The sequence below is a fragment of the Halorubrum sp. Atlit-26R genome (assembly GCF_003666015.1).
Classification (GTDB): Archaea; Halobacteriota; Halobacteria; order Halobacteriales; family Haloferacaceae; genus Halorubrum.
On the sequence record NZ_QPLT01000012.1, the window covers coordinates 1 to 26208 of the forward strand.

Consider the following 26208-nt stretch of genomic DNA (forward strand, 5'->3'; position numbering starts at 1 on the left):
CCCAGCGTGGAGTCCTATCTCGCTCCACAAACGACAAGTCGATCCACGCGATACCTTCGGTGAGGCGTTCGATTTCGGCCATAAGCACTCTGAAGTCGAACGCCTCATCCTCTAACTTTACGCGACCAGCTGTCGCTCACGGATATTTAAATACCGTTTCATCGCCATCGATCTGCGACACTCACTCCCGTGATTACTCCCCGTCGCGGGTGGGGAGGTCGGGCTCGTAGCCGACCGCGTCGACCGCCATGTCGAGGACGTCCTCGACGTTCTCCTCCTCCGTGACGCTCATCGTCGCGTCGACGGACTCTGCCTTCACCGCCTCGAAGCGGTCGTGTTTGTTCGCCACGGTGAGCAGCGGCACGTCCGCGCCGAACAGCTCGCGGACCTCCTCGCGAAGCTCAAGCTGGACGTCGAGGGGGTAGCCGCAGTCGCCGGAGGGGTCGATGACGAAGACGACGGCGTCCGCGAGGTGTTCGAGGGCGCTCACCGCCTGCCGCTCGATGTCGTTGCGCTCGTCCTCCGGGCGGTCGAGCAGGCCGGGCGTGTCGACGATCTGGTACCGGACGTGGTTTCGGTCGAAGTGGCCGATCTGGACGCCCTTCGTGGTGAACGGGTACTCCGCGATCTGGTTGGACGCGCGGGTGACGCGGTTGACGAACGAGGACTTCCCGACGTTCGGGTAGCCCGCGACGACGATGGCGGGCTCGTCGGGGTCGATCTCCGGCAGGACCTTCAGCTGGTCCCGCGAGTCGCCGATGTAGCGCAGGTCGGACTCGATCTGGTCCATCACGTCCGCCATGCGGGCGAACGCCTGCTTCCGGTGTTTCCGCGCGGTGTCGACGTCGGAGTTCCGGATCTTCGTCGTGTACTCGTCGCGGAGGTCCTCGATCTGGCGGCCGGCCCACATCACCTGCGAGAGCGCCTGTCGGAGGCGGTCGACGTCGACGATGGCGTCGGCGAGCTCGTAGTAGAACGGGTCGACGTCGAAGCCGAAGTCGGGCCACGAGGTGACGACGTTCTCCAAGTTGTCCGAGAGCACGTTGCCGGCGGTCCGGAGCATCGACTCCTGCGCCTCGTGGCCGCGCTTCGCGCGCCCGGCCCGCGCCGCCCGCGAGAACGCCTTGTCGACGAGCTCCTCGGAGCGCGGAGTCGTCGGGAGGCCCTCAAATATCATGTTGCCCCGACTTGACCGCCGACGCGTATAAGAGCGTCCGTTCGCGGACCGCCGCGACACGGCGGCACACGGTCGGACGCGCGGGGTGACGGGAGCGGGCGCCGCGCCGTCGCCCCGTCGGACGCCTCGGGCTCGCGGCCCCGCCGCGAACGAGACGAACGATCGTTATCTTTTTCACGCATATTTCGAGTTGTTCTTATGCTTCAAGGGAATATAGCCGCGCATGGCACGCTCGTTCACGCCGACGGCGTACGAGGACCTCGACCCGGACCGCCGCCCGAGCCTCGCGGCGGCGCTGGTCCCGGTCCTCGCCGTCGTCGCGTTCCTCGGCATCGGCTCGGCCGTCCTCGGCTTGGACCCGCACCCGCCGCTCCTCTGGAGCATCGCCTTCGTCGGCGCCTTCGGGCTCTGGCTCGGCTACGACTGGGACGAGCTGTTCGACGGTATCGCCAACGGCCTCGTGATGGGGCTTCAGGCGATCCTCATCATCTTCACCATCTACGGGCTGATCGCGACGTGGGTCAGCGCCGGCACCATCCCGAGCCTGATGTACTACGGGCTGGAGGTGCTCTCGCCGACGACGTTCCTCCCGGCGGCCGCGGTGCTCGCCGCGATCGTCGCGTTCGCGATCGGCTCCTCGTGGACCACCGTCGGGACGCTCGGCGTCGCCTTCGTCGGCATCGGCGCCGGGCTCGGCGTCCCCGCCCCGATGACGGTCGGGGCCGTCCTCTCCGGCGCGTACGCCGGCGACAAGCAGTCGCCGCTCTCCGACACCACGAACCTCGCGGCCGGCGTCACCAACACCGACCTGTACGGCCACATCCGGCGGATGCGGACCGGCACCGCGATCGCCTTCGGGCTCGCGGTCCTCGGCTTCGCCGCGCTCGGCCTCCGCACGAGCGGGGCCATCCCGGCGGGCCGGATCGCCGAGATCCAGGGCGGGCTCACGGAGACGTACGCGATCACGGTCGTCGCGTTCGTCCCGCTCGTGGTCACCTTCGGGCTGGCGCTGCGCGGCTACGCCGCGCTCCCGACGCTCGTCGCCGGCGTGTTCGCCGGCGCGTTCACGACGATCCTCCTCCAGGGGACCGGCTTCGTCGCCGCGTGGGAGGTGTTCATGTCCGGGACCGCGCCGGAGTCGTCCTCGGCGACGGTGAACGACCTCCTCGCCACCGGCGGCCTCACCGGCTCCGCGTGGACGATCACGGTCGTCGTCGCCGCGCTCTCGCTCGGCGGCATCTTGGAGCGCACGGGCGTCCTCGCGGTGATCGCCCACGCGTTCACGTCGGCCGTCCGGAGCCCGGGCGCGCTCGTCGCGGGGACCGGCGTCTCCGCGATCGCCATCAACGCGCTCACCTCCCAGCAGTACATGAGCATCGTCCTCCCGGGCGTCACGCTCCGGAACACCTACGACGAGTTCGACCTCGACACCGACCAGCTCTCCCGCGCGGTCGAGGCCGCCGGGACGCCGACCGGCGCGCTGTTCCCGTGGCACGCGGGCGCCGTCTTCATGGCGAGCGCCACCGACGTGCCGACGCTGGAGTACGCCCCCTACTACCTGTTCGCGTTCCTCTCGCCGCTCGTGCTGTTCGCCATGGCTGCGACCGGATACACCATCGACGCGAACCCGGTCTCGGTCGGGGCGCCAGCCGCCGACGAGCCGGCCGCGGCGACCGACGACGACTGAGCCGCGACTTCCGAGGCCCTCAGCCCGGACGTCGAAACGCGAGACTGTACATCCGTCCGACTGATTCCGACTCGATCTCGGTCGCGAGTCGACGCGCGGTTGCCGACAGCGTATCGCCCGCTTCACCGGGACATTCCGCGGCCATGGAGGCCGCCTCGTCGGCGTGTGCCGAGACGTGACTCTCGGTCCAGGGGACCGGCTCCAAGAGCGTCCGCTCCCGCTCGAACTCCCAGCCGTGGCCCGCGAAGAACCGTCGCAGGAACGCCGCCGGGTAGAAGGTGAGCGCCGGGCGGCAGCGGGCCAGTTCCGACGCGGCGTTTTCGACGGCGAACAGCTCGCCGATCGCGGTGCCGTCTGGCAACGGGTCGTAGTCGTCGACGACGAGGTGCGCGCCCGGGGCCGCGACCCGTGACAGCTCCTCGGCCACCGTCGACAGCGCCGCGGGATCGAGGACGTTACACAGACCGTGCGCGGTGATCAGGTCGACGGAGCCGTCGGGTAGCGGGATCGATCGGAGGTCCGCCTTCAGCACCGCCAGCCGGTCGGCGTCGTTGCCGCGGTCGCTACCGTCGCCGTCGCTACCGTCGCCGCCGCTGTCGGCGACGCCGCTGTCGGCGACGCGTCGGCGCGTCGTCCGCGCGTGGTCCGGGTCGTTCGTCACGGCGTATACCCGAGCGGCGCCGTTCGCGAGCAGTCCGGCGGTCGCGTTCCCCATGCCCGCACCGGCCTCCAGACAGCGTCTCCCGGTCACCGGCCGGTCGCCGAGCGCGGTCGCGACCGTGTCTGGCACGTCCATCCGCCGTTCTCAGTGGTGGAGCTGTTCGGGAACCGGGCTGTCGTCGTGGCGCGCCCGTTCGATCACCGACCGCTGAGCGGCCTCGTCCATGCCGTCGTAGTCGGCCGCGGCCTCGAGGATCATGGTGATGAGCTTCGGATCGCCGGCGTTGATAACGCTGGTGAGTCCCTGTGCGGCAGCGAAGTCGAACCGCTCGCGGATCTCGTCGGGCGCGGTGACCGGCCGGTACCAGTTCGCGAACGGTCGGTCCGCCTCTGGAAGCTCGTCGGTCGGCGGCCACGAGCCGCCGGCGAACGCCTTGATCCCCAGCGTACCGACGTTCTTCTCGTCGGCGCGGGCGAGGACCGCCTCGTAGTCGTACTCGTCGCCGTCCTTCCCGGCGACGACGGGGTTCAGGGGGAACATCACCGATTCGAGGTCGTCGATACGGTCGAGCGCGTCGAGGATGAGTCCCGGGTCGCCGTGGCTCGTCAGGCCGATGTGGTCGATCAGCCCCTGCTCTTTGGCCTCGCGAAACCCCGTGAGCGCCCCGTCGTCGCCCGTGATCTCGTTCAACTCCTCGTCGTACTCGAGCCCGTGGACCTGATACAGATCGATCTTCTCGACGCCGAGGCGGTTCAGCGACCGGTCGAGCTTGCGCCACGCGCCCTCGTAGGTCCGCTCTTGGGTCTTACAGCCGAGAAAGATCTCCTCGCGGTGTTGGCGGAGCTTCGGGCCGAGCTTCAGCTCCGCGTCGCCGTACGTCGGGGCCACGTCGAAGTGATTGACCCCGTAGTCGAGGACGTGTTCGACCAGCTGGTTCGCGCCCTCCTGTTCGAGCCAGTTGAGCGCGATCGCGCCGAACGTCATGACGGTGCTGTCGTGGCCGGTGTCGCCGAGCGGGCGGGTCTCCATACGTGCGCCATCTCGCTGGCCCGACATAACGGTTGCCGGGCCTGACATCCTCCCACGGCTAAAGCCGTGGGGTTCCCCCACTGGGGGTTGAACCCACGGACACGGAGAGGTTCGCAGGTTCGTCGTCACGTGGGACGATGACCTGCGTTTCGGGCTGTGCCAGTACAGCCCCCGCCTCGGACAGCGGTTTCGAGAACTTGCCCAAGGCTCGTTTGCCGATATTCAGCGCACCGTTTTTGTCCGCGTTATCGTCAAGCCCACACTCAGGACACTCGAATCGCCCCTGCGTCTCACGGACGCCCTTACAGGCACACCGATTACAAGTCTGCGACGTGTCGTACTCATTGGTCAACTGTACGTCGATACCCGCGTCGTGGGCCTTGTACTCGATGTAGTTGAGCAGGCGAGCGAACGGCATCTTGTGGGTCTTGTCGTTGACGTACCGTCCCTTGTCGTTGTCCTTGCGAATCCCACCGAGGTCGCCCACAACGATGACCGCGTTCCGTTCCTCGGCGTCCTCCACGATTTGGCGAGCAATCTTGTGGAGACGCTCGTCCACCTTCCGCGCTTCTGCGTCACCGATACGCTTGACCACCTGCTGTCCCTGTCGGGGTTTGGCTTTCCCGATGGACTTGCGAAGTTGCTTGTAGTGTTCGCGGATGCGACGGACTTCCTCGCCGTAGAAGGCGGTCTTGCGGTCGGAGAGGAACGCGCAGGTAGCGACCCACCGTGCGCCCATGTCGATAGCCAGCACGTCGTCGTACTCGTCTTGGACGGTCACAGACCGCCTCACGACGAGATGGACGTACCAGTTACCGTCACGGCGCACTAACTCGCTGTCCCGAACGTCGCCCTCACGGACGAGTTGTTCGTCTTTGTACGGGACGTGAGCGGGACACCAGATGGAGTTACCCCGACCCTGTTCAGGGTCGTAGACGGGGACTTTGATCCACCACGACGAGAGAACAGTATCCTCGTCGTAGGCCACGTCGAACACATCGTTGCGGAGGACGACAGGTTGTTCGGTGTCGGGGTTCGGGTCTTTCTGTCGCTGGACTTTCGACGCCTGCTGGTCGGTCGCGGAGTAGAGGTCAGCGTCTCCGCCGTGAACTGCGGTCTGGAACGCCTCATACTCGCGGGCGAGTAGGTCGGCTTTCCTGTTGGTCAGCGAGTGGAGTTTGACTCGCACCGTGGTCGAGACGTTCCGTTGCATGACTATTCACCTGCTTGGGTGTCGATGTACTCCTCGATGACTTCGCTGGACACGTCGCCCGCGCTTGAGACGAAGTACGAGCGCGTCCACAGCGACGGCAAGCCGAAGTCGAACTCGTCCCGAAGTCGGCGCGAGGAGTAGCCCTTGACCTGTTGCATTATCTTGTTCGGGGCGAGCGTCGGGTCGCCCGTGATGAACAGGTGTACGTGGTCGGGGCGAATCGCCAACTCCAGTATTTCGAGGTCGAGTTCGTCGGCTTTCTCCTCGATGAGTTCTTCGAGACGGTCGCGTACCTCGCCCTCAAGCACCGATTTACGGTATTTCGAACACCAGATGAAGTGGTACTGGAGTTTGTGGACGTTGGTACGTTCCCTGTCGAACCCACGAGGCATCGTCAGTATATAGAGTATCTTCACCTAAATATGTTGCACAAGCATCCAACCCCAGCCGTGGCTACGAGCGTGGATAGATTCCCAGTTGTCGACTTCATCCCACCCGTAAACGGGTGGGCTTTCGCCTCGCTACCGCTATAAGCCGGACGTCGCGGCCGCCCTGAAGCGGGATGCGGTCCGGTAGGTTTACCGCCGTCGGCGCCCCCCGATTCGCACATGAGTCTGGAGGTCGCCGTCGCCGCCCCGTTCAAGACCCGGGCCCAGGACCGGCTCGGGGAGGGGGAGTTCGTCGTCGCGCTGTCGTTAGAGCGGGAGTGGTTCTCGCCCGACCAGGCGAAGCGCCTCGTCGACGTCGCCGTCGGTCGCGGGCTGCTGGCGTCCGAGGACGGCGACTTAGTCCCGCAGTTCGACCCGGCCGAGGTGACCGTCCCGGAGGGGTTCGCCCCGGACGAGTCGGTCCTGCGCGAGCAGTCCACCTTCGAGAGCGCGCTCGACGCCATCGTGGCCGCGGGCGTCGAGAAGCAGCGCGCGGTCGCCGCGATCAACGAGCGCCAGCGCGCCCTGGCGGTCACCATCGAGGCCGCCGCGGTCCTCTACGCCCGCGAGCAGGGCGCCGCGGTCGACCGGCTGGCGGCCGACGTGCGCGAGGAGCTCGCCGCCGCGGCGGGCGACGACGGGGGCACGGCGACCGGCTCGAACGACGCCGACGACTCGGAGGCGGCCTGAGATGGTCACGGACCGCCTCGCCGACGGCGTCCGGATCGCCGAGCTTCTCGCCTCGGAGGTGACCGGCAACGAGAGCGACCTCCGCGGGCTGGCGGTCGTCGACGCCGACCGCGACGTCGAGCCGACGGCGGACGGCGCGCTGGCGTACCGGATCGCCCGCGAGGGCTCCGGAACGGACGAGGGCGCGACCGAAGCGCTCGCCGAGGTGCACGTCCAGCCGGACCGCGCGCTGATCGAGGCGGTCGTCGCCCCGGACGCCGCCGCGGACGCGGCGATAGAGGTCGACCTCCGCGCGCGTCCGAAGGCGGTCCACCCGCCGCGCACGCTGGTGTTCGTCGAGGACGGCGCGCAGGTGAAGCGGGCGCTCGCGGTCCTCGAAGCGGTCGGAAACGCGTCGGACGACGAGTAGCCGACGGCCGCCACCGAACTGATAAAAAGCGTCCTCGTCGCGCGGTCGTCGACTACTCCGGCTGTCCGCCGTCGCCGACGGCGACGTTCGGCCCGGCACCGGCGGCGGGGTCGACGTCGTCGCGGGAGACGTCGAAGTCCCGGACGAGCGCGCCGAGCCGCTCCGCCTGCTCCGCGAGCGAGCCGGCCTCCGTCGTCGCCTCGTTCATCGCGGTCAGCTGCTCGTCGGCGGCCTCGGCGACCGCGTCCGCCTCGTCGGCGGTCGACCCACTGATGTCCGCGACCTCCTCGGCCATCGAGACGGTCTCCTCCGTGCTGGCCGCCTGGTCGTCGGTCGCGCGGCTGATCTCGCGGATCCCCTCGCCCGCCTCCGCGGCGTTGTCCGACACCCGCGCGAACGCGTCCGCGGCGTCCTCGACGGCGTCGGCGCCGACGGCGATGTTCTCCTCGGCGCTCCGGACCGCCTCGACGGTCCCCTCGGTCTGCGACTGCGTGGCGCCGATCAGCTCCTCGATCTCCGTGGCCGCGTCCTGGGTCTCCTCGGCGAGCTGTTTCACCTCGTCGGCGACGACCGCGAAGCCGTCGCTCCCGCCGCCACCGCCGCCGCCGGCGCGGGCCGCCTCGATGTTCGCGTTCAGGGCGAGCAGGTTCGTCTGCTCGGCGATGTCGCCGATGAGGTCGACGATTTCCCCGATGTCCTCCATCCGCTCGTCGAGCTCCTGGACGGTCCCCGCCGCGGAGTCGAGCGCCTCGCGGGACTCCTCGACGCGCTCGATCGCGGCCTCGGCCGTCTCCTCGCCGTCGTCGGCGATGTCGGCGGTCTGCTCCGCGACCTCGACGACCGTCTGGGTCGAGGAGGCGACCTCCTCGATCGTCGCCGAGAGGTCGTTCATCTCGTCGGACACCTGCCGGAGCATCTCGCGCTGCTCGTCCGCCCCCTCGGCGATCTCCGTGACCGACTGGCTGACGGCCTCGCTCCGGTCGGCCGCGGTCTCGACGCCGTCGACCGTGTTCGCGCTCGCGGTCGACACCTCCTGAGCGAACGACCGGACCTCGCCCATCGCCTCGTCGATGTCGTCCATCATGCCGTTGAACGCCTCGCCGATCTGGGCCATCGCCTCGCTCTCGCTCTCGGCGTCGAGCCGGACGGTCAGGTCCCCGTCGGCCGCCCGGTCCATCGCGGCGCTGTAGTCGTCAGCCTTCGTCTCGAGGTGGCTGTTCAGCCGCTCGACCTCCTCGCGGCGCTGTTCGACCTCCGCCTTGGCGGCCTCGACGTCCTGTATCTCCGACTGCTTCCGCTCGGCGAGTTCGAGCTGCTCGCGCGCCGCCTCGCGCGACTTCTCGATCGAGTACCAGTTGACCATCAGCGCGCCGGCGAGCGCGAGGACGAACACCGCGTGAATGCCGCCCCAGACGATCGGGTTCTCGATCGCCGCGGTGTGGTTGTAGACGAGGCTCGAGTCGATGAGGCTGAACGCGCCGTGGCCGATCGCCACGTACGCGACGCCGACGGCGAACGGGAGCCAGTCCTCGTACAGCGCGAGCACCCCGATGAACACGAAGAAGCTGAAGTGCGCCTCGATGTACCCGCCCGACAGCTTCACCATCGCCATCGAGACGGTCATGAGGCTGAACGCCGTGAGCACCGTCCGCTGGCGGCGGCCGAGCCCCGACCAGTTCGCCAGCGCGGCGGTCGCGAGGATGACGGCGACGAACCCGCCGAGCATCCACGGCGGCGTCGCCGGGATCTGCGCGCCGGTGATCGACTCGGTCCCGCTGTACAGCCCCATCGCGATCAACAGCGGCACCTGTACCACGGTCGCGATCAGGATGTTCCGGTGGCGCGGCGCCCACATCTCTTCCGGCATCGAAGTGCCGTCAGGGATGTACCGGATCACCTCTCGTACGCTCCCGGTCAGCCCGCCCGATCCGCCCGAATCTATCCCGGTCGCAGTCTCTGCCATACCCGTGGGTTGTCGTATGTTTTAAAAACACATCGCCTCCAACTATTATCCCTGATACCGTCGTTTAGCGCGCGCAGCGACGCTAAGAAACTGGAGCCATTCGCTGACGAGACTCCTCTTTCGGCCCATTTTGCTGGTAAATTGACGTAATCCGAACTGGTTCGGTCGATCGGCGGTCCCGATCGGCCGTCCCTCGACTCGGCTCGGCGGATCGAGCAGCTCGGCGGATCGAGCAGCTCGCCGGATCGAGTCGTCACCGGACCGCGGCGATGCCCTTGACGGCGCGGCCGACGACTTTTATATCCGTCCGGACCGCCGTACGGTCGTGACGCTCGATCCGATCCACGTCGAGAACATCGCCCAGCTCGCGTACGGCATCGGCGGCGACGTGGACGCGACGGACCACGACGACCTCGCCGAGCGCGTGTGGCGCGAGTGGCTCCCCGAACTGCGCCGCGACGGGCGGGTCGTGATCGCGGCGCTCGGCGACCACGAGCGCCGCCGGGCCGCCATCGACGACGTGGCGCTCGCCGAGCGCCCGTTCGAGACGGTCCACGGCCTCGACTCGGGGACGATCAACCCGACGACATTTAAAAACGGCCTCGTCGTCGACGTCGCGCACGCGGCGATGGCGAGCTCCCCGACGGATCTCGACCTCCACCGCGACCGCACCATCGTCGCCACCGTCCACGCCGGCGACTCGACCGCCGGCTTCGACAGCGAGTGGACCCGCCGCGACGAGGGGCACACCAAACAGCGCGTCCTCCACGTCCCGCGGGTGAACCGCTACGCCGAGCGGGTCGTCCACGCGCTCGCCTTATACCTCGCCGAGGGGACTCACGCGCTCGACCGCGCCGACGAGGTCGACGAGCTGCTCGTCCTCGACGGCCCCATCTACCCGAAGGAGCTGTTCACCTGGGCCGACCGCGACCCCGAGCTCGGCGCGCTCGCCCGCGAGGCGAAGCCCCGCGCGGTGATCGAGAAGTACGTCCGCCTCGTCGAGCGGTTCGCCGAGCGCGGCGTGCCGCTGGCCGGCTTCGTCAAGAACCCCGCGAGCGGCGCCGCGGTCCGGGCGCTCTCGCGCGCCGGCGTCGAGTCGCCGTGGCCCGACGACACGGCGCTTTTCACGCGGCTGCTGGAGCGGCGGGAGCAGGGTGACGGCGCCGAACCCGTCGGAACGGACGGTGACGACCCCGCGGCCGCCCGCGGCGCTCGCCTCGACGACGACCTCACGTTCACCACCTGGTTCCGCAGCCGCGGCGGCGCGGACGCGCCGATGGCCGCCGACGGCGACGCGCTCGGCGTCGAGCGCGAGCTCGACCCCGAGCTGTACGAGCCCACGTTCATGGTCGTCTACGACCCCCGGACCGACGTGACGTACAAGCTGGAGGCGCCGTACGCGTTCACCCGCGACGCGGCGACCCGCGAGCGGCTCACCCGGCAGGTGGTCGCCGAGGTGGCGGCGACGCGCGGCCCGCCGGAGCCGGTCTCGAAGGCGGACGAGCTGGCGCGGATCTCCGCGACCGAGAAGGCCGCGCTCCGCCGGAAGTTCGAGGAGCGGCTCGGCAGCGACCAGCAGGCCACCTACGACGACCTGCGGTGGGGGAAAGAGACGTACTGAACTACCGCCGACTGCTTATAAATGGCTGACTGCGGAATGGCAGAGAGCACCGCTATATCCCTATCTGCTCGCTTATAAATTGCTGATTCTGGATCGGCGGGGAACACCGCCAAAGCCCCAGCTGCTCATTTATAAATAGCCGCCAACGGATCGACAGAAAACACCGCCAAAGCCCCAGCTGCTCATTTATAAATAGCCGCCAACGGATCGACAGAAAACACCGCCAAAGCCCCAGCCGCGAGGGCGGCGCACACTCGCTGCGCTCCTCGTTCGTTCGCTTCGCTCACTCACTGCGGTGCTTGCGTCGTCTGCGCCGCCCTCGCGGCTGCCCCTTTGAGTCCCACCCCGCACCGCACAGCACCTCACACCCCCCCAGCCTCGCGGCTCCCTCCGCTTCGCTCCGGTCGCCGCGTCCCTCGCGCGTGCTCCTCGCGGCCTCCGCTTCGCTCCGGCCGCTCGCAGGCACGCGCCACCGCAAAAATTCGGTCCCGATTCTCGGCAGAAACGTCGCGGCCGCCCTCAGAGCGTCTCCGCCAACAGCAACGCGTACGTGATCGCGTTGTAGATGCCGTGGACCAGTCCCGGGACTACCACGTTGTCCGTCCACTCGTAGAGCGCGCCGAGGACCGAGCCGAGGACGACCACGACGCCGACGTACGCCCACTGCTCGACCGGCGTTCCGGAGACCGAGGGGAGGTGGATCAGCCCGAACGCGAGGCTCGCGATGAGGATCGCGGGGACGGCGTCGAACGCGCGCCGGACGCCGCCCTGAACCACGCCCCGGAACAGCAGCTCCTCGACCGGGCCGACCACCGCGAGCGACACCGCGATCATCGCGAGGTAGTAGACCACCGGGTCGCCCGCGGGGACGACGGCCTGGTTCTGCCCGGTCGTGAGGCCGACCTGGCTGAGCGCGAACAGCGCCCCGTACTGGAACGCGAAGAGGCCGGTCCCGCCGCCGACGATGATCGCGGCCTCGCGGGCGTCCGGCCGGGCGACGCGGGCGATCTCCCAGTCGTCGGTGACCGCGAGGTAGCCGACGGCCCCGAGCGCCAGCGCCCCGAACTGGAGCAGTGTCTGAAGCACCTGGTAGCCGGTCGACCCCTCCGAAACCAGCCCGACGGAGGCGGCGAGCGTGGCCGCGGGCACGGTGATCGCGTTCGCGACGAGGAACGCGAACACGACCGCGAACAGCGCGCTCGCGAGGCGGAACACCCGGTCCCCGACAGCGGCCGCGATGGGGTCGTCGCTCATTGTCGAGGGCACGGCTTGCGGGGCTTTAGGCGCACCGGAAGGGATCGGCGGCGTCGACTCCGACCCGGCGGCCCGGGGCTTCAGTCGATCCGCAGTTCGCGCTTCTCGTCGACCGCCTCGGCCTCAGCGAAGTCGCCGCCGCCGAGCAGCCCGCGGGCCGCCTTCTTCCCCCACTCGACCGCGGGCTGCGTGAACGTCGAGACGCTCGCCAGCTCGCCGTAGAGGACGCAGGCGGCCTCCATCCCGAAGAGCAGCTCGCCGAGCGCCCGCTCGTCGACGCGGTCGATCTCGACGCGCACGTTCGGCACCCCCGCGGCCGCGAGGCTCGCCTCGGTCGCCTCGAACTCGGCGTCGAGCAGCCCGCCGAGCGACGACCTGCCGAGGTACGCGAGCCCGTCGAGGTCAGTCTCCGGGATCGCCACCTCTGTGCGCTCGGTCGGGCGCAGGAGCGTCACCAGCTTGTCCGGCGGCCCGGCGCGGTACAACTGGAGCTGGGAGTGCTGGTCGGTCGCGCCCAGCGCGCGCGCCGGCGTCTGCCCGAGCCCGTCCTTCCCGAGGCTCTCGGCCCACAGCTGGGCGAACCACTCCGCGAACGTCTCCAGCGACTCCGCGTACGGCATCACGGCGTTGGTGAGCGCGCCGCGCTCCGCGAGCGCGTACGTCGCCGCGCCGTAGGCGTACGCGGGCGACTCGTACAGCGACCCCGAGAGCGATTCTATCCCGTCGCGGCCGCCCGCGAGGACGGCCTCGACGTCGTGGCCTTGGAGCGCGGCGACCGCGAGTCCGACGGTCGACAGCGCGGAGAACCGCCCGGGAACCCCGTCCGGGACCGGCAGCGAGGGCAGATCGTGGCGGTCGGCCAGCTGGCGGAGGTTCCCCTCCTCGCCCGTCGTGACGAGCGTGCGCTCGGTCCAGTCGACGCCCCCGTCGGCCATCGCCTCGCGCACGACGAGGAAGTTCGCGAGCGTCTCGGCGGTCGTCCCCGACTTCGAGACGACGTTGACGACGGTGTCGTCGAGCGGGAGGTCGGCGAGCAGCGCCCGCGTGTCGTCGGGGTCGACGTTGTCGAGGACGTACGCGTCCACGTCGCTCGACAGGGCGTTCGACAGCGTCGCCGCGCCGAGCGCGCTCCCGCCGATGCCGACCGTCAGCACCGCCTCGGGGCGGTCGAACCCGTCGACCGCGGCGTAGATCGCGTCCGGGTCGGCGGCCTTCGGCAGGTTCAGGGCGGCGTAGCCGAACTCGTCGTCGGCCATTCCCGCCGAGATCCGCTCGTGTGCGACCGCGACGCGGTCGTCGAGTCTGTCCAGCGTTGCCGTCGTGAGCCCGGGGGTCGTCTCCAAGGCGTTTCCGAGGTCCACTCGCATACTACCCTCACCGCGCGAGAGCGACTTAAAAACCGCCGGCGGACCGCCGTCGCGCCGGCGCCGACCGGAGCGACGGGCGAGAGCCGCCGGTCAGTCGGCCGCCGCGACCGGCTCCTCGCCGTCGTCGAGCGCGGGGCGACCGAACCACCGGTCGAACGAGAGCGGGCCGGCGCCGAGCGTGAAGACGGCGGAGGCGAGGCCGAACAGCGCCACGTGGGCGAGGACCGGGTCGTCCGGGAGCCCGAACAGCGTCGTCGTGAACAGCACGAACGAGAGCGCGGCCGCGCCGCGGGTGAAGAACCCCGCGATCAGCGCGAGCCCCACGGCGACCTCGGTCACGCCGGCGCCGACGACCCACAGCCCCGGGTCGACGGGGACGACCGACGTGAGGTCGTACTTCTCGACGACGAGCAGCGCGCTGCCGGGGTCGGCGAGCTTCTGGATCAGCCCGAGGTAGACGAACGAGACGCCCATTCCGACCCGGAGCACCGTCGGAACATAGCGCCGCAGCGGGGTGGTCGCCTCGTCGAGGAACGACTTCAGGTGGTGGACGGGGTCGATCCGGCCGTAGTACGACCCCGGCGTGCTCGCCACCGCCAGCAGCATGTCGTCGGCGCTCGGCCGACCGCCGCCGAGTATCAGCAGCGCGAGGAACACCGGGACGTACTCCACCGCGAGGACGACGAGGGGGTCGCCGGCGACGAGCACCCACGCGTACGTCAGCAGGCCGGCCGCGGCGGTGATCCGCGTCGCGAGCCCGAAGAGGGTGAAGAAGCCGAGCCCGATGAAGAGCACGCGGAGCAGCGGGCTCGCGCCGACGTCGAACGAGAGGGTCGGCGCGAACAGGTACCCCTGGAAGCCGGCGCCGACGAGGGGGAGTCCGACGGCGAGCCGCAGCATCCACGGGACGAGGTCGCCGTAGCCGGCGAGCTTCTCGCGGAGGACGACGACGTCGACGACGGTCGGACGCACCCAGAGATACGCGGCGATTCCGGCCGCTGCGAGGAGCCCGGACCCCGCGAACAGCGCCGCGTTGAACGGGTCGGAGAGCACCTCGGCGACGAACGCGACCGCGTCGAGGGGATCGCCCGAGTCCTCGGTGACGTAGTCGACGTGGGCCGCGACCGGCCGCGCGGCGAGCGTCGCGAGCAGCGCGAGCGCGGCGACGGCGACCGATCGGTGGCGAACGGACATACCTCGCTTACGCGCCGAACGCACCTAACGGTATTTCTTCACGAACGTTCGAATCGGACCCTGTGGGGCGGGTTTGCGCCGCTTCGGGTCGCTCGATACCACCGTCGGGAGCCGTCGCCTACGGCGCCCGCGAGACGAGCGCGAAGGTCTCGGTCCGCGTCTCGGCGCGCTCGACGTCGAACCCGGCCTCGGCGAGCGCGTCGCGCGCGTCGCTCACCGAAAAGCGCTCGTCGACAGGCGGGCCGTGCTCGCCGTCGCCGTCGGCCGACCAGTCGAAGACGACGAACCGCCCGTCCGAGCGGAGGACGCGGGCGACCTCCTCGATCGCTTCCGGGCTGCCGAACTCGTGGTACGTCATCGTCGAGAACGCGCCGTCGAGCTCGCCGTCCGCGAACGGGAGGTCCGACACGTCGCTCGCGACGAGGTCGACGTTGTCGGGGACGCCCTTCTCGCGGTAGTACTCGTGCATCTCGGACTGGACGTCGACGCCGTAGACGGTCTCGGCGTGCTCGGCGACGTCGTCGGTGTAGAAGCCGGTGCCGCTTCCCAGGTCCGCGAGGACGCCGAACGCGTCCGCCGCGAACGGACCGATCAGCTCCTCGGCGGACACCCAGCGATACCGCACCGCCGGTCGCTCCAAGCGGTCAGCGCCCTCGGCGTCGAACGTGTGGAATCCCATGCCCGGTCTTGCGCGCGGAGTGACAAAACGCGTCCGATCGCGCGGCACGGGCGTCCCTCGCGACGGCGGTCGCGCTGCCACGGGCCGCCGCGTCTCGCTCCGCCCCGCCTCACCACTCCGGTTCCAGCGCCTCGACGAGCCGGTCGATCTCGGCCTCGGTCGAGACGGCGTGGACCGACGCCCGGATCCCGTTCGGATGCGGCAGCGACCGCACGACGATGTCCTGCTCCCCGAGCCGCTCGACGGTCGCTTCCGGGTCGTCGACGTCGATCGTGACGAGCCCCGACTCGTACTCTCGCGGGCTGCGCAGTCGGTCCTCCGGGACGCCGTCCTTGAGACGGTCGGTTAGCGACTCGATCCGCGACTCGATCGCGTCGAGACCGACGGCGTCGACCGCGTCGAGCGCCTCGACGAGGCCGACGTGGGCCGCGGCCGTCGTCGTTCCGATCTCGAAGCGCCCCGCCGCGGGCTTGAACTCGATCTCGTCGCCGGTCGGGTCCTCGACGCCCCGGTAGCCGACGGCGCGGGGTTCGAGGTCGGCCGCGGCGTCGCGGTCGACGTAGAGGAAGCCGGCTCCCCACGGGCCGAGCGTCCACTTGTGGCCGGCGGCGGCGACCGCGTCCGCGCCCCACTCGCTCACGTCCATCGCGACCTGTCCCGGCGACTGGACCGCGTCGACGAGGGTGAACGCGCCCGCCTCGTTCGCGACCTCGACGAGGTCGGCGACGGGGAGGCGGGTGCCGTGGGTCCACGTGATCGCGCTGAAGCAGACGAGGCGGGCGTCCGCGACCGCCTCGGCGTACTCGTCGCGGTCGACGCGGCCGTCCTCGGTCTCCAACACGCGCACCTCGACGCCCTCGCGTTCGAGGCGCTGCCACGGGAGGACGCCGGCCGGGTGTTCGAGGTCGGTCCGGACGACGACGTCGCCCGGTTCCCAGTCGATCGCGCCGGCGACGCGGTTGATCCCGTCGGTCGTGCTCTCGGTGAGCGCGATCTCCTCCGGGTCGGCGCCGACGAACTCGGCGATCCGCTCGCGCACCCGGTCGTACGTCTCGAACGCGTGTTCGTACGGGTCGGTCGTCGCGGAGCCGTACTCGTGGTCCGCGACGAACGACCCGGCCGCCTCGACGACGTACTCGGGGCTCGGCCCGTGCGCGCCGAAGTTGAAGTACGCCGCGTCGCCGAGCGCCGGGACGTCCGCGCGAAGCTCTCTGGGGGTCATACGGTCGTCGTCGAGTTGGATCGTTCTCATGGTGTCGGTTTCGGCGGCGCCGCGGCGGGTCTCGCTCGGATCAGGCGTCGGCCTGGCGGACCGCGTCCGCCAGCGCCTCCTCGGTCTGCGCGCCGACCATCTGATTGACCAGTTCGCCGTCCGCGAACACGAGCAGCGTCGGGATGCCCTGAACGCCGTACTCGCCGGCTAACGCCTGGTGGACGTCGACGTCGACCTTCAGCACCGTCGCGTCGGTGTCTTCCGCGACCGCCTCGACGGCGGGCTCCATCATCTGACACGGGCCGCACCAGTCGGCGTAGAAGTCGACGAGGACGACGCCGTCGGCCACTTGTTCGTCGAACGCGTCGGCGTCGGTCAGCTGGATCGGCTCTCCGGGTGCGGCTTCTGTCGAACTCATACCAAGCCGTACGCGCCTCGTGGTAATAATGGTTTTGGATAGTTTCCACAATACTACGATGGCCCAGATGCGTGTTTCCCGTCCGGCTCCGTCGCGATACGGGCCGATGCGGTCGCTATCGGCGTTCGAAAACCGGTACGGTCGAGCGAGCGGCCGCCCGACCGGGGTCGTATCGGAGTGGAGAGAAACCGCGAGAAGTCGGTCGACAGCGACGCGGTGCGGGTAGTTCGACTACTGAATGTGGCCTTCGCGGCGGAGCTGGTCGGCGTCCTCGTCCTCGTAGCGCCACTCGACGTTCGCCTTCTCGTCCTGCCAGTCCCACGGCTCGGCGAGGACCACGTCGCCCTCGCTGATCCACGTGCGGTACTTCATGCGGCCGGGAATTCGGCCGAGCCGCTCGACGCCGTCGGCGCAGCGCAGCTGAACGTGGTTGCCGCCGAGGTGCTCGGTCACCACGGCGAACACTTCGTCGTCGTTGGGCATGCGGAGGTTCTTCCGCCCGGATTCTTCGCTCATACCACCCGTAGTGCGCTCGCCCGTATAAGTGATGGGAGACGCGTGTGTGCCCGCGTCACGCGATATGTTCGCACGAAACCGGTACCGCGGAGGGCGACGCTCACTCCGCGTCGGTGACCGGGGCCGATCGGTCGCCGCGGCCGGTCGGCTGGTCTTCGCCGGCCACGTTCTCCCCGAACGCGGCGTCCACCTGCGCGAACGTCTCCGCCTCGGTCCCGGAGTTGTCGACGACGACGTGGTCGGTCGCCACCTCGTCGAACAGCTCCTTGAAGTGGAGGTGGATCTCGAAGTCGGCGTCGCTGATCCCGTCGCGGCGCTCGATCCGGCGCTCGACGACGGCCTCGTCGCAGGCGACCTCGACGAGGTCGAACTCGGCGGCGGCCGCGGCGGCGGTCTCGCGGGCGTCCGCCCGGAACCGGGCGTCAGCGAACGTCGCGTCGAGGACGACGGCGTCGCCGGCCTCGACGTCGTCGCGGGCGCGTGCGAGGAGTTCGGCGTAGACGGCCTCGGTCTCCGCGTCCGTGTACTCGGGGTCGTCGAACAGTTCCTTGCGTATCACGTCGGTGCGGCGGATCCGCCCGTCGACGTGGTCCGCGACCCGCTCGGCGACGGTCGTCTTGCCGACGCCGGGCAGCCCGCAGACGACGACCAGCCGTCCGGTCGGGCCCTCGTCGTCGGCGATCGTGGCGGAGGAGGTCGACCGCGTCGGATCGAGCGAATCCGCCGGTTCACCGTTCGAAGTCGGCGATTCGGTCCGGTCCGACGCTCGACCGCCTCGGTCTCTCATCTACCCGTAGCCTCCGGTGTGAGGTAAAAGAAACTTCGCATCGGGGCGTAGACCACGTAACGCCCAACTCCGTGTCGCGACATCGTGAACACAGTCGTTCGGCGAACGGCGCGTAGATATAAACACCTCTCACCGTCCTGCGGTTTTCGCGTATAAAGGGGTGGGTTGGGGCAGATTTGAACCTCAGTCACTCCGCTCGCTCCGTTCCCTGCTTCAAATCCGCGGCACCATTTTGTCGACACGGACCGCTCGCTGTCGCTCGCGGTTGCGGTGTCGACGAAAATGGGTTGGGGCAGATTTGAACTGCCGGCCTCCTCCATGTCAAGGAGGTGTCATAACCGGACTAGACTACCAACCCGCAGGGGCTTACTGACGCATTTCGTCGTATCCGGGGGACGTAATTGAACCTTTCGTTTCGGGGATCCGGGCGGGGTGAGTCACCACCCGCCGATCGGGCGACGGCGGGCCCCCGAAGTCGACGGTGCGCGAGGCTTTTCGACCGTTTTTACCCGCTCGCCGACAGTCCGTCCGTATGGTCGACCTTGCCGCCCGCACGGAGAGGCTCGACGCGTACCTCGACGAGCGCGGGCTCGAAGCGGTCTGGTTCGCCCGCCCGAACGGGTTCGCGTGGCTCACCGGCGGCGACAACGTCGTCGACGCCGACGCGACGACGGGCGTCGCCGCCGCCGGCTACGACGGCGACCTCCGCGTGATCACCGACAACATCGAGGCGGACCGGCTCGCCGACGAGGAGCTCCCGGACGCGTTCGCGGTCGAGTCGGTCCCGTGGCACGCCGGCTCGCTCGCCGAGGCGGTCGCCGAGCGCTCGCCCGCCCCCGCGGCCGCCGACTTCGACGTACCCGGCTTCGAGGCCGTCGACGGCAGCCGGCTCAGACAGCCGCTCACCGACGACGACGTCGAGCGCTACCGCGAGCTGGGCCGCGAGGTCGCGGCCGCCGTGGAGACGGTCTGCCGGAACCTCGAACCCGACGACCCCGAGTACGAGGTCGCGGCGGGCATCGACATCTCGCTCGCCTCCCGCGACGTGGATACGCCGGTCGTCCTCGTCGGCGGCGCGGAGCGGGCGCAGGCGTTCCGCCACTACACGCCGAGCGACGCCGCCCTCGGCGACTACGCGCTCGTGTCGGTCACCGCCGAGCGCGCGGGGCTGTACGCCTCGATGACGCGGACCGTCGCCTTCGACGCCCCCGACTGGTTCGAGGAGCGCCACCGCGCCGCGGCGCGCGTCGAGGCGACCGCGCTCCGAGCCACCGAGGCCGCCGCGGCCGGAGCGCTCTCCGAGGGCGGCGACGGCTCCGACGACGGGCCCGAATCCGTCGCCCCCGACACCGCCGGCGACGTCTTCGAGGCCATCCGAGCGGCGTACGACGCGGTCGGCTTCGCCGACGAGTGGGAGCAACACCATCAGGGCGGCGCGGCCGGGTTCGCTGGCCGAGAGTGGATCGCGACCCCCGAGAGCGACGAGCCGGTCCGGCGCCCGATGGGCTACGCGTGGAATCCGACGGTTCGCGGGACGAAAAGCGAGGACACGCACCTCGTGGCGTCCGACCTGACCGAGCGGCTCACGAAGACGGGCCGCTGGCCGACTCACGAGGTCGAGCCGGTCGACGTCGCGGGGATCGATACCGAACCCGTCGAGTTAGCGGCGCCGGTGCTCCGGTAAGGAGGGCGATACCGCCGGCGCCGGGCGGATCTCCGCGCGAACGCGGCGTCAGTACACGTACTCGCTTTCGTCGATGCCGACGTAGTCCTTCTTCACCCGGCGCTTGTTCCACTTGTAGCCGAGGAGGAGCTTGGCCGACTCCCAGCCGGAGCGGTACGGCTGCGAGAGCAAGCTACCGCCCGTCTCGGCGGCGAGCATCGCGTCCGCGGCGCCGATGACCCGGTTCCAGTCGTCCGGGCCGTACTCCGCGACCATGTCGGCCATCGTCACGTTGCGGACGATCTCGTCGCCGATCGCCTCCTTCCAGCGGCGGTTGTACGCGGCCAGGTCGCCCTCGGCGGCGAGTTCGCCCGCGATCGCGCCGGTGCGGACCGCGACGTGGTCGCCGCCCTCGTGGAACGCCGAGGTCGTCCCCATCGCGCCGCCCGCGACAGCGATGCCGGCGTCGACGGGCGAGTCGATCGGTCGGGTCGACGAGATGGGGTAAGTCTCCGTCCCGTTCCGCTTGCCCGCCTCCTCGACGACCGGGAAGTCTTCCTCGACGTCGTACTCGTCGCCGTACTGCCACTCCAAGAGGCGACGGATGTACTCGCCGCCCTGCGGGATCGACTCGTCGTCCTCGCGGAGCAGCGCGTACTCCGAGGCGTCGACCTCGTCGATGTCGAGGCCGATCGGCATCGTCAGCCCGACCCGACAGACGCGGTCCGCGTTCGGGAATATCCACGGATACGCGGTCTCGCCGGGCATCACGCCCCACCAGAAGACGATGGCGTCGTTGACCGCCTCGAACACCTCCTCGGGGACGCGCCGGTACTCCTGGTAGGCGATGTGGTTCGCGGTGCGGGAGGCCAACCGCTCGGAGGCGGCCGCGTCCGCCGGCAGGTACTCGTCGAGGACGCGGTTCGTCACGGTGCGCTGGGGACCGTCGGCGAGGACGACGAAGTCGGCGCCGACGGTCCCGCCGTCCGCGAGTTCGAGCGCGTGCCGCGGGTCGTCGTCGGCGGGCGCGACCGAGAGGTCGGTGTCGACGCCGCGCACGGAGGTGCCGACGCGGTACTCGGCGCCCGCGTCCTCGGCGCGGTCGCGGAGCCAGTCGTCGAAGCGCGCGCGCTGGAAGGTGTACCCGAACTTGTCGTACGAGGAGTCGATGCCGGTGGCGGTGAGCGTCGCCGCCTCGTCGGGCCCGCGGAACTCCGCGCGGTTCAGCTCGCGCTGAACGACCCCGTCGTCGAACTCGTCGGGGTGGATCCCCATGATGTCCACCCAGTAGTCGAGGATGCCGGCCGCGTCGGTCGAGTCCGGACCGAGGCGGTCGCGGTCGGCCCGAGGGACCCCCTTCTCGATGACCAGCGCGTCCGCGCCGCCGGTCGCCGCCGCGTGCGCCGCGGACGACCCGGCCGGCCCGCCGCCCACGATCGCGACGTCTACGCGTTCCATACCCCGTGAGGTTCCCGTCCGGCTATTAAATTCACGGTCCCCGACGCGGATCGGTCTTTACCGTCGCTCCGGGGCGACCCTCGGCGGCTTTGAGGGTCCCTCGGCGCCAACCCGTCCTCGCCACGCCGGTGCCCGATTGATCACGTTCGATGATTATCGGTGAGAGCGGCGGAGAGACACGCTTTTACACGGTTGGGGATCTCTCTCCGACACCAATGGCACGCGAGACGTGGGCGACGCGGATGGGGTTCATCCTCGCCGCGGTCGGGAGCGCGGTCGGGCTCGGGAACATCTGGCGGTTCCCGTTTATCACCGGCCAGTACGGCGGATCGTCGTTTCTGATCACCTACTTAGCGTTCGTCGCGCTGGTCGGGTTCCCGGCGATCCTCGTCGAGTTCGTCATCGGGCGGCGGACCGACCGGAACCCCGTCGGCGCGCTCCGGGAGCTGGGGAGCGGCGTCTGGTCGCACGCCGGGTGGCTGTTCGTCGTCACCGGGTTCGTCATCCTCTCGTACTACAGCGTCGTCGCGGGCTGGTTCCTCCGGTACACGCTCATCGGGGCCACGGAGGGGTTCACCGTCGCCGACCCGACGGCCGCGGACGCGCTGTACGAGTCGGTCTCGACCGGGCTCGACGCGCTCGTCTTCCACGCCCTGTTCATGCTGCTCGTCGTCGGCATCATCGCCGCCGGCGTCAGGCGGGGGATCGAACTGAGCGTGAAGGTGATGGTGCCCGCCATCCTCGTCCTGCTCGTCGGCCTGGCCGCGTACGGGTCCACGCTCGACGGCGCGAGCGCGGCGTACGCCTACTACCTCTCGCCCGACTTCGGCACGATCGCCGCGAACTGGACCGAGATCCTGCCGGCCGCCGCCGGGCAGGCGTTCTTCACCCTCTCGCTCGGGATGGGCGTGATGATCACCTACGCCTCCTACCTCGGCGAGGACCGGAACCTCGCGGCCGACGCCGGGATCATCGCGGCGCTGGACACGCTCGTCGCCGTCCTCGTCGGCTTCGTCGTCTTCCCGGTCCTCTTCACGATCGGGATCGAGCCGGGTGCCGGCGGTCCGCGGACGATCTTCGTGAGCCTCACCGCCGCGTTCGCGGGGATCCCCGCGGGCCGAGTCCTCGGAGTCGTCTTCTTCGGCATGGTCGGGATCGCCGCGCTCTCCTCGGCGATCAGCATCCTCGAAGTGCTCGTCTCCTACCTGATCGACGAGCTCGGGGTCGCCCGCGTGCCGGCGTCGGCCGCGCTGGGCGCCGCGGTGTTCCTGCTCGGCGTGCCGGTCACGATCGACTCGATCTTTCTCGGCCTGTACGACGGGCTCGCGGACGGGATCTTGCTCGTGCTCGGCTCGCTGCTGCTCGCGCTGTTCGTCGGCTGGGTGATCCCGGACGTCGCCCGCGAGGAACTGCGAAAAGGCGTCGTCGACGTCGGCGGTCTCGACGCCGCCTGGATCTGGGCGGTCCGGCTCCCGATCCTGATCGTCGTGGTCGTCGTGTTGTACCTCGGTATCACCGACTACGTCGGCTTCCTCACCGGCGATTTCGCCAGTTGGCTGGCCGCGCGGTAGGGCGGTTCGGAAGCGTCGCCCGATCCGGGTCGCCGCCGGCCGTTCGGCGCGTCGCGCCCCGCCTCAGACGTGTTCTTCCCGCGGCTGGACCACGACGAAGCCGCCGGAGCCGCCGAAGCGCATCTGGTAGCGCTCGCCCGACTCCTGACCGATCATGTCCGAGAGGCTCCGGTTGACCTCGACGTCGGGCGAGGTGCCGCCCCACGCGACGGTCGCGCTCGGGTCGGTCGCCACCGGCGGCTCCAACACGATCGGGTCGCCGTGGGTGGTGAGCGCCACGTACCCCGGCCCTTCGAGGTAGACGTTGCTGAAGCCGCCGGCGAGCGCGCCGGCGAGGCTGTCGATCGTGTTGATCTCGTAGGAGAGCGACTCCTCGAACGCGAGCACGTCCTCGCCGTTGACCGTTATCGACTCGCCCGCGTCGAGCTCGACCACCTGTACCTTCTTGCCGTCGTCCGCGAAGTAGACGTGGCCCTGTCCCTCGACGGCCATGATCGGCGTCCCCTCGCCGGTGGCGGCCTCCTTGAGGAAGCCGGTGATGCCGCCCTCCGCGGAGGCCTTCCCGGTGAACGACACGTCGCCGGTGAACGCCACCATCGAGCCGGCCTTCGCCATGACGGTGCCGTCGACGTCGACGTCGAGGGTGTAGCTGTTCTCGCGCTGGAACGGTTCCGCGCTGTCGGTCGGTGCGTTCTCGGCGGTGAACTCGTCTAGGTTCATGGTACGGGGACCGAACCGTTCGGTTCGGCTGTACGGAGATTCCGCGGTATCACTTAAGAACCTACGGGAGACTCGGGAACGTCCGACACCGATCGGCCGCGTCGCCGTCGATCAGTACACGACCAGCGAGAGGTACAGCTGGCCGATCCCCGCGACGACCATCACGGCGCCCGCGATCCGCTTCAGCAGGCCGGCGTGGGCCATCACCCGGTTGGCGTTGCTGACGAGGCCGACGCCGGTCGCGACGGTGGTCGCGGCCATCAGGACGGCGACGGTGCCGCCGTAGACGCCGAGGAGGAGTACCGCCGTCTCGGACGGGAGGGCGATCGCCCGGGCGACGACGCTGAGAAACACCGGGGCCACACAGCCGGCCCCGGCCAGCGCGTACCCCGCCCCGAAGACGCCGAACCCGAGCACGCTCGACCGGCGCTCCGGCAGCGGCACCGATATCGACGGCATGCGCCCGGAGACCACGAGCAGTCCGAATGCGATCAGCAGCGCTCCGACGAGCGTCTCGAAGACGGTGATGTTCGACAGCGTCGAGTAGCCGACTCGGACTGTCGCGCCCGCGAGCAGCGCGAACGTCGCTAACACGCCGACGGCGGCCGCGATCCCTCGAACCCCCGCCCCGACGACGGACGCGGAGTCGGCGTCGACGGAGTTCACGTAGAAGCCGACGTATCCGGGGAGGAGCGGGTACGCGCACGGCGAAAAGAACGTGGTCACGCCCGCGGCCACGGCCAGCGGGACGTTGGTCGCGAGCGAGACGTCGGTCATGGGGACTCAGTCACCGCCGACCACGCGCTCGATGCCCGCGACGAACTCCTCGGTGGTGTGGGTGCCGGAGGTCGCCCAGCGCACGCGCCCGGAGGCGTCCATGGCGCGTGCGCTCGGATAGCTGCCGACGTTGAGTCGCGCCGCGAGTTCGGCAGAGACGTCGGCCGCGACGAGCCAGTCACCGTCGTGCTCGCGCCACCAGTCGACCACCGTCTCCTCGCTGACGGCTTCCCCGACCGGCTCCGTCGTGACGGAGACGAACAGCACCTCGTCGCCGATCCGGTCGTGAGCCGCCGCGAGGTCGGGCATCTGCTCGGCGCAGGGCGGACACCACGTCCCGAAGAAGTCGACGAACGTCGGCCGGTCGGGCGCCGGAAGCGTCACCTCGCCGTCGCGACTGCCCGGTGCCTCGATGGTGTCGAGCGTCACCGGCTCGATCGGCTCCGAGTCCCCGCTGGCGCCTTGACTACCGGCTGACTCGCCACCGAGGGCGTCCGGCACTCCGCCGGTCGCGACGACGCCCGCTCCGCCGAGGACGCCGACGCTCGCGAGCCCGGCCAGCAGGTGCCGTCGCCTCACGCCGTGACCACCCGTCGGAAGTCGTCGACGATCCGTTCCACGTCGGTGGCCGGCCCGCGCGGGTACGCGCGCTCGACGATCCCCCGCTTGTTGACGAGGAGGATGAGCCCGTAGTGCGGGAACGTGTACTCCAGGCTCTCGTAGTCGTTGTCGAACGCCTTCTCGATCTTGAGCCCGAACTCCTCGTCGAACAGCTCCTGGCCGCGCTCGTACGTCTCCGGGCGGAGGAAGTGCCAGTTGCCGGCGTCGAGGTCGACGCCCCGCTGGCCCGCGTACTCCCGGAGGACCTCGGCCGTGTCGCGCTCGGGGTCGAACGTGGTGGGGAGGAACGCCGCCTCGTCCTCGAACCCCTCCTCGGCGGCGACCTCCTGTGCGCGCCGAAGGCGGAGGATGAGGGCCGGACAGACGCCGTCGGGGCAGTTGGTGTAGAACATCGTCCACAGGAACGCGCGCTCGCCCTCGAACTGCGCCGTCGATATCTCCTCGCCCGTGATCGGGTCGGGCACGGTGAACTCGGGCATCTCGTCGCCTTGGATCGGGTGAACCGGGTCTCCCCGAGTCTGCTCCGGCGGGCCGAGGATCGTTCCCTCGGGACCGGAATCGCCGAGGACGCCGGCGCAGCCGGCGGTGGCTGTCGCGCCGGCGGCGGCGCCGGTGGCGGCGAGCGAGCGGAGGAAGTGGCGGCGGTCCATGTCGTTGTCCGACCTACGTGGTCGCTCGTAAATGAACCCCGCGCCTGGTGGCGCGCGATGAACACGACCGGAATCGCCCGAAAAGTGGTTCCAGCCGCCGTGAACGGTCGTTACGGTGCGATCGGGGCGGTGGACAAACGTCCGGAACCCCCGTGGTACCGTGACCCTCGCAAGGGTTATCCCCGGCGCGGCTGTGTGTTTATTCGCAATGGCAAACGGTAAGGTTGATTTCTTCAACGACACTGGCGGCTACGGTTTCATCTCGACTGACGACGGCGACCTCGACGACGACGAAGACGTGTTCTTCCACATGGAAGACGTCGGCGGCCCGGACCTCGAGGAGGGTCAGGAAGTGGAGTTCGACATCGAATCGTCCCCCAAGGGACCGCGCGCGACGAACCTCGTCCGCAACTAATCTCTGAATCGCGGACAGCGCGTCCGC

General features: G+C 69.6%; 26 protein-coding genes and 1 tRNA gene. 7 read left to right on the top strand and 20 right to left on the bottom strand.

From position 1 onward, the window contains the following. Positions 1 to 193 precede the first annotated feature (193 nt). Positions 194 to 1177, bottom strand: coding sequence for a GTPase (locus DVK07_RS13300; protein WP_017344295.1), 984 nt, complete (start codon positions 1175 to 1177; stop codon positions 194 to 196). A gap of 223 nt (positions 1178 to 1400) precedes the next feature. Between DVK07_RS13300 and DVK07_RS13305 the strand changes: the two genes are divergently transcribed. Next, the gene (locus tag DVK07_RS13305; protein WP_121597518.1) at positions 1401 to 2864 is read left to right on the top strand and encodes a Na+/H+ antiporter NhaC family protein; all 1464 of its coding nucleotides are present in this window, start codon (positions 1401 to 1403) and stop codon (positions 2862 to 2864) included. Positions 2865 to 2883: 19 nt separating this feature from the next. Here DVK07_RS13305 and DVK07_RS13310 read toward each other — a convergent pair whose 3' ends face one another. The 4 genes from DVK07_RS13310 to tnpA are packed head-to-tail and all read right to left on the bottom strand — an operon-like array spanning position 2884 to position 6159. After that, complete coding sequence (locus DVK07_RS13310; protein ID WP_121597519.1) at positions 2884 to 3660, bottom strand: class I SAM-dependent methyltransferase; 777 nt, start codon at positions 3658 to 3660, stop codon at positions 2884 to 2886. A gap of 9 nt (positions 3661 to 3669) precedes the next feature. After that, on the bottom strand, positions 3670 to 4554 hold the full coding sequence (locus DVK07_RS13315) for an aldo/keto reductase (RefSeq protein ID WP_121597520.1): 885 nt from the start codon (positions 4552 to 4554) through the stop codon (positions 3670 to 3672). Positions 4555 to 4612: 58 nt separating this feature from the next. Next, entirely contained in the window at positions 4613 to 5767 is a 1155-nt protein-coding gene (locus tag DVK07_RS13320; protein WP_121597521.1) for an RNA-guided endonuclease TnpB family protein, read from the bottom strand. Positions 5768 to 5769: 2 nt separating this feature from the next. Further along, positions 5770 to 6159 carry an IS200/IS605 family transposase gene (gene tnpA / locus DVK07_RS13325; protein ID WP_121597522.1) on the bottom strand — a complete coding sequence of 130 codons (390 nt, stop codon included), beginning with the start codon at positions 6157 to 6159 and terminating at the stop codon, positions 5770 to 5772. A 216-nt stretch (positions 6160 to 6375) separates the two neighbouring features. Between tnpA and DVK07_RS13330 the strand changes: the two genes are divergently transcribed. Together DVK07_RS13330 and DVK07_RS13335 are read left to right on the top strand one after the other, a co-directional pair. After that, positions 6376 to 6885 (top strand): DUF2240 family protein, encoded by a 510-nt coding sequence (locus DVK07_RS13330; RefSeq protein WP_199719514.1) that lies wholly within the window; start codon positions 6376 to 6378, stop codon positions 6883 to 6885. Position 6886: 1 nt separating this feature from the next. Beyond that, positions 6887 to 7294: a hypothetical protein gene (locus DVK07_RS13335; RefSeq protein ID WP_121597523.1), complete on the top strand. Its 408-nt coding sequence runs from the start codon at positions 6887 to 6889 to the stop codon at positions 7292 to 7294. Between the two features lie 52 nt (positions 7295 to 7346). On the opposite strand, the gene DVK07_RS13340 is transcribed toward DVK07_RS13335, so the two are convergent. Continuing rightward, positions 7347 to 9257, bottom strand: a complete 1911-nt coding sequence (locus DVK07_RS13340) for a methyl-accepting chemotaxis protein (protein ID WP_121597524.1) — start codon at positions 9255 to 9257, stop codon at positions 7347 to 7349. Between the two features lie 325 nt (positions 9258 to 9582). Between DVK07_RS13340 and DVK07_RS13345 the strand changes: the two genes are divergently transcribed. Further along, positions 9583 to 10878 (top strand): DNA double-strand break repair nuclease NurA, encoded by a 1296-nt coding sequence (locus DVK07_RS13345; RefSeq protein ID WP_121597525.1) that lies wholly within the window; start codon positions 9583 to 9585, stop codon positions 10876 to 10878. 519 nt (positions 10879 to 11397) lie between these two features. Here the strand turns inward: DVK07_RS13345 and DVK07_RS13355 are convergent. The 9 genes from DVK07_RS13355 to DVK07_RS13395 form a co-directional block, all read right to left on the bottom strand. Further along, positions 11398 to 12132: a CPBP family intramembrane glutamic endopeptidase gene (locus DVK07_RS13355; protein ID WP_121597527.1), complete on the bottom strand. Its 735-nt coding sequence runs from the start codon at positions 12130 to 12132 to the stop codon at positions 11398 to 11400. An 80-nt stretch (positions 12133 to 12212) separates the two neighbouring features. Continuing rightward, positions 12213 to 13499, bottom strand: a complete 1287-nt coding sequence (locus DVK07_RS13360; protein WP_121597528.1) for a glucose-6-phosphate isomerase — start codon at positions 13497 to 13499, stop codon at positions 12213 to 12215. Positions 13500 to 13589: 90 nt separating this feature from the next. Continuing rightward, entirely contained in the window at positions 13590 to 14693 is a 1104-nt protein-coding gene (locus tag DVK07_RS13365; RefSeq protein ID WP_121597529.1) for a DoxX family protein, read from the bottom strand. A gap of 118 nt (positions 14694 to 14811) precedes the next feature. After that, on the bottom strand, positions 14812 to 15372 hold the full coding sequence (locus tag DVK07_RS13370; protein ID WP_017344314.1) for a class I SAM-dependent methyltransferase: 561 nt from the start codon (positions 15370 to 15372) through the stop codon (positions 14812 to 14814). A gap of 109 nt (positions 15373 to 15481) precedes the next feature. Next, positions 15482 to 16624, bottom strand: coding sequence for an aminotransferase class V-fold PLP-dependent enzyme (locus DVK07_RS13375; RefSeq protein ID WP_121597530.1), 1143 nt, complete (start codon positions 16622 to 16624; stop codon positions 15482 to 15484). Between the two features lie 40 nt (positions 16625 to 16664). After that, positions 16665 to 17003 carry a thioredoxin gene (trxA, locus tag DVK07_RS13380; protein WP_017344316.1) on the bottom strand — a complete coding sequence of 113 codons (339 nt, stop codon included), beginning with the start codon at positions 17001 to 17003 and terminating at the stop codon, positions 16665 to 16667. Between the two features lie 231 nt (positions 17004 to 17234). Further along, complete coding sequence (locus DVK07_RS13385; RefSeq protein ID WP_006628131.1) at positions 17235 to 17519, bottom strand: translation initiation factor eIF-1A; 285 nt, start codon at positions 17517 to 17519, stop codon at positions 17235 to 17237. A 100-nt stretch (positions 17520 to 17619) separates the two neighbouring features. After that, the gene (locus DVK07_RS13390) at positions 17620 to 18306 is read right to left on the bottom strand and encodes an AAA family ATPase (RefSeq protein WP_121597531.1); all 687 of its coding nucleotides are present in this window, start codon (positions 18304 to 18306) and stop codon (positions 17620 to 17622) included. 283 nt (positions 18307 to 18589) lie between these two features. Continuing rightward, positions 18590 to 18664 (bottom strand) — tRNA-Val (locus DVK07_RS13395). A gap of 174 nt (positions 18665 to 18838) precedes the next feature. Between DVK07_RS13395 and DVK07_RS13400 the strand changes: the two genes are divergently transcribed. Beyond that, on the top strand, positions 18839 to 19990 hold the full coding sequence (locus DVK07_RS13400; protein WP_121597532.1) for a Xaa-Pro peptidase family protein: 1152 nt from the start codon (positions 18839 to 18841) through the stop codon (positions 19988 to 19990). A gap of 48 nt (positions 19991 to 20038) precedes the next feature. On the opposite strand, the gene DVK07_RS13405 is transcribed toward DVK07_RS13400, so the two are convergent. Next, a complete protein-coding gene (locus tag DVK07_RS13405) occupies positions 20039 to 21427 on the bottom strand; it encodes an NAD(P)/FAD-dependent oxidoreductase (RefSeq protein ID WP_121597533.1) in 1389 nt (462 codons plus the stop codon). Between the two features lie 215 nt (positions 21428 to 21642). Between DVK07_RS13405 and DVK07_RS13410 the strand changes: the two genes are divergently transcribed. Beyond that, positions 21643 to 22998 carry a sodium-dependent transporter gene (locus tag DVK07_RS13410; protein ID WP_121597534.1) on the top strand — a complete coding sequence of 452 codons (1356 nt, stop codon included), beginning with the start codon at positions 21643 to 21645 and terminating at the stop codon, positions 22996 to 22998. Positions 22999 to 23061: 63 nt separating this feature from the next. Here the strand turns inward: DVK07_RS13410 and DVK07_RS13415 are convergent, their stop codons facing one another. The 4 genes from DVK07_RS13415 to DVK07_RS13430 all read right to left on the bottom strand — a co-directional run bounded on the left by DVK07_RS13415 (position 23062) and on the right by DVK07_RS13430 (position 25766). Continuing rightward, positions 23062 to 23718, bottom strand: coding sequence for an AIM24 family protein (locus tag DVK07_RS13415; RefSeq protein WP_121597535.1), 657 nt, complete (start codon positions 23716 to 23718; stop codon positions 23062 to 23064). Between the two features lie 111 nt (positions 23719 to 23829). After that, the gene (locus DVK07_RS13420; protein ID WP_121597536.1) at positions 23830 to 24495 is read right to left on the bottom strand and encodes a cytochrome c biogenesis CcdA family protein; all 666 of its coding nucleotides are present in this window, start codon (positions 24493 to 24495) and stop codon (positions 23830 to 23832) included. Between the two features lie 6 nt (positions 24496 to 24501). Continuing rightward, positions 24502 to 25074: a TlpA disulfide reductase family protein gene (locus DVK07_RS13425; RefSeq protein WP_121597537.1), complete on the bottom strand. Its 573-nt coding sequence runs from the start codon at positions 25072 to 25074 to the stop codon at positions 24502 to 24504. After that, positions 25071 to 25766: an SCO family protein gene (locus DVK07_RS13430; RefSeq protein WP_121597538.1), complete on the bottom strand. Its 696-nt coding sequence runs from the start codon at positions 25764 to 25766 to the stop codon at positions 25071 to 25073. Before DVK07_RS13430 ends, DVK07_RS13425 begins: the two co-directional genes overlap by 4 nt. A 208-nt stretch (positions 25767 to 25974) precedes the next feature. On the opposite strand from DVK07_RS13430, the gene DVK07_RS13435 reads away from it, so the two are divergent. Continuing rightward, positions 25975 to 26181 (top strand): cold-shock protein, encoded by a 207-nt coding sequence (locus tag DVK07_RS13435; RefSeq protein WP_004595330.1) that lies wholly within the window; start codon positions 25975 to 25977, stop codon positions 26179 to 26181. The last annotated feature ends 27 nt before the right edge of the window (positions 26182 to 26208 follow it).